We start from the raw sequence: 3,170 nt of genomic DNA, 5'->3' as shown, positions 1-3,170 counted from the left end.
AGGAGGTTGACCTTGGGGCGCTGCCGGAGACCAGGACCGCCGTCATGGTCAATATTGCGAGCCCGTCGGCGGCCTTCCAATGGTGGCGCCTGCCCGCAGCCGGTGTGGGGCTGGCACGGATGGAGTTCATCATCAGCAACATCATCCGGATCCACCCGATGGCGCTGGTCCATCCCGAACGGGTCACGGATCCAGCCGAGGCGGAACGCATCACGGAGCTCACCCACGGCTACAACGACCTCAAGGAATACTTCGTTGATGTCCTTGCCACCGGCATCGCCAAGATCGCCGCGCCTTACTACCCGCACCCCGTGATCGTCAGGCTCAGCGACTTCAAGAGCAACGAGTACGCCCATTTGATCGGGGGCGGCTCATTCGAGGTTGCCGAGGAGAATCCCATGCTGGGCTTCCGGGGGGCTTCCCGCTACTACCACGAGCGCTACCGGGAAGGGTTCGCCCTTGAATGCCGCGCATTGAAACGGGTCCGCGAGCGGCTGGGTTTCGCCAACGTGGTGGTGATGGTGCCGTTCTGCCGGACCGTTCAGGAAGCTGACCTGGTCATCAAGGTTATGGCAGAAAACAGCCTCGTCCGCGGGGCTGGGGGGCTCCAGCTCTACATGATGTGCGAGATCCCCTCGAACGTCATCCTCGCCACGGAGTTTGCCCGGCGCTTCGACGGGTTCTCCATTGGCTCCAACGATCTCACCCAACTTGTCCTCGGCGTCGACCGCGACTCCGAACAGCTGGCTGAGCTGTTCGATGAAAGGGATGCGGCCGTCACCTCGATGATCGCCCAGGTCATCGGTAAGGCCCATGAAGCCGGCATCAGGATAGGGATCTGCGGCCAGGGCCCCAGCAATCACCCCGACTTCGCACAATTCCTGGTGACGCAGGGCATTGATTCGATTTCGCTCAATCCGGACACATACCTCAAGACCGTTCCGGTCATCGCCGCCGCTGAAAACGCCGCCGCCGTAAAGGCCGCCGAAAAGTCCGCACCGTGAGCCGGCTGGGCATTCTCACCAGTGGTGGGGACTGCCCTGGCTTGAACGCGGTGATCCGCGGCGCGGTGCTCGGAGGCATCATTTCCCACGGCCATGATTTCGTCGGATTCCGGGACGGCTGGCGGGGCGTATTGGAGCAGGACGTGGTCCCGTTGCCGCGGCATGCTGTCCGCGGAATTGCCCGCCTCGGCGGCACCATGCTCGGTACATCCCGGACCAATCCCCTCAGGGAGGGCGGGGCGGACGCCGTCCGTGACAGCCTCCGCGCACTGGGCGTTGACGGTCTGATCGCCATCGGGGGAGAGGGTACCCTGGCGGCCGCCCAGGAGCTTTCGCGCCAGGAGATCAAAGTGGTGGGCGTCCCCAAGACCATCGATAACGATCTCGATGCCACTGATTTCACTTTCGGTTTCGACACAGCCGTCCAGACGGCCACAGAGGCAATCGACAGGCTCCGCACCACCGGCGAGTCGCATCACCGCTGCATGATCGCAGAGGTCATGGGCCGGAACGCCGGTTGGATCGCCCTTCATTCGGGGATGGCTTCCGGCGCCCACGCCATCCTCATTCCGGAGCAGCGGGTCCCGCTGGAACGGGTTGCCGAGTGGGTTGAATCCGCACGGGACCGGGGACGGGCCCCGCTGGTGGTGGTGGCGGAGGCTTTCGCTCCGGAGGGTCAGGTGGCGCCGTATTCACCCCGTGGCCTTGACGCCTTTGGCAGGCCCCGGCTTGGCGGGATCGGCATGCTGCTGGAACAGGAACTGCAACGGCTGACAGGGATTGAGACCAGGGCAACCGTCCTGGGCCACATCCAGCGGGGCGGCGCCCCCACCGCTTTTGACAGGGTACTCGCCACCCGGCTGGGGCTGGCCGCTGTGGACTCTGCCGCCAACGGGCGGTGGGGGACCATGGTCTCCCTTCGCGGGACGGACATTGTCAACGTCGGCTTCGCAGCCGCGCTGGGCCGGCTCAAGACCGTGCCTGAGGACCGCTACCGGGAGGCAGCGGTCCTGTTCGGCTGATCAGGCGCGGGCGCAACGGACATCAGTCGCGCTGTATCTCGATCTTCCGCGCAGGGGCCTGCTGGGCTTTCTCCGGGACCGTGGTCCGGACTTCGAGCACACCGTCCCTGTAGGAGGCGGTGATGTTGTCCTGGTCAACGCCGTCCGGCAAGGCAACCCGCCGCATGAACGAACCGTACCGGAACTCGGACCGGTAGCTGTTCTTGTCCTTCTGCTCGGTCTTTTCCTTGCGCTCGGCCTTGATCTCCAAAGCGCCGTCCACCACGGATACGCTGACGTCCTTGTCAGGATCGATCCCGGGCAGTTCGGCACGCACCACCAGGGTATTGCCTTCAACAGACTCTTCGACCCGGATTCCCGACGCCGCAGTATCGCCCTCGAACAGCCTTTCAATCAGCTCGACCGGCGAGCGCCGGGTGTCGAACCACTTCATCAAATCAGCCATGTCTGCCTCCATGCAATGACAACCGCCGGGGACGTTTGCCCCGCCCCTTAAGCCTCGGGCCACCGCCAGGAGCCACCCAGAGTCTTTGGTCCCCTCACCACTGGCCCACGCGACACAGGCACCGTTGGGGCATGGCGGGGGCTAGGATCACTTGCATGAGCAGCTCCCCTTCTGAGTCGCATACGGAAATCCTTGCAGCCGACGAGTGCTGGAAGTACCTGCATTCCTCGTATATCGGCAGGTTGGCCGTGATCAGCGGCGCTGCTCCGGAGATCTTCCCGGTGAACTTCATGACCATCGGAACAACGGTGGTTTTCCGCACAGCTCCAGGTACGAAACTTCGTGCGCTGCTCAGCGGCGCAGCTGTGGCCTTCGAAACCGACGGGCTGAACGCCTATTCCACCGAGGTGTGGAGTGTTGTGGTCAAGGGAACCCCGGGGTCCTTCGACGGCGATCCGGCCAGTCTCAGGGAAGGCGGTCCAGACCGCGAACCCTGGCAGCCCGGCCTTAAGGAGCACCTGGTACAGATCACCCCTTCAGAAGTTTCCGGTCGCAGGTTTGCCGTAACGCCGCGGACGCGGTGGTGGCCCCCGCAGGATTTCTCGGCTGACTGGATTTAGAACATTCGCATGGCACTATGGCAGCCGTTCCACCGGGTAGCGCCGGGCGTGGACCCGGCTCAAGACGGCGACACCGCAC

At 64.1% G+C, this 3,170-nt stretch carries 4 protein-coding genes; 3 read left to right on the top strand and 1 reads right to left on the bottom strand.

Features of this window, described 5'->3' with window-relative positions; genetic code table 11:
• The coding region (locus DBR22_RS20880; protein ID WP_308810249.1) for a putative PEP-binding protein at positions 1 to 1,004 on the top strand (1,004 nt) is incomplete at its 5' end.
• A complete protein-coding gene (locus DBR22_RS20875; protein ID WP_108600566.1) occupies positions 1,001 to 2,026 on the top strand; it encodes an ATP-dependent 6-phosphofructokinase in 1,026 nt (341 codons plus the stop codon). The genes DBR22_RS20880 and DBR22_RS20875, both read left to right, overlap by 4 nt.
• Before the next feature lie 22 nt (positions 2,027 to 2,048).
• Here DBR22_RS20875 and DBR22_RS20870 read toward each other — a convergent pair whose 3' ends face one another.
• Positions 2,049 to 2,471 (bottom strand): Hsp20/alpha crystallin family protein, encoded by a 423-nt coding sequence (locus tag DBR22_RS20870; RefSeq protein ID WP_108600565.1) that lies wholly within the window; start codon positions 2,469 to 2,471, stop codon positions 2,049 to 2,051.
• A 155-nt stretch (positions 2,472 to 2,626) separates the two neighbouring features.
• Between DBR22_RS20870 and DBR22_RS20865 the strand changes: the two genes are divergently transcribed.
• Positions 2,627 to 3,091, top strand: coding sequence for a pyridoxamine 5'-phosphate oxidase family protein (locus DBR22_RS20865; RefSeq protein WP_108600564.1), 465 nt, complete (start codon positions 2,627 to 2,629; stop codon positions 3,089 to 3,091).
• Positions 3,092 to 3,170: the final 79 nt, after the last annotated feature.

This window comes from Arthrobacter sp. HMWF013, from assembly GCF_003061105.1.
Lineage (GTDB): Bacteria > Actinomycetota > Actinomycetes > Actinomycetales > Micrococcaceae > Arthrobacter.
This window is presented reverse-complemented; position numbering and strand designations above follow the sequence as displayed.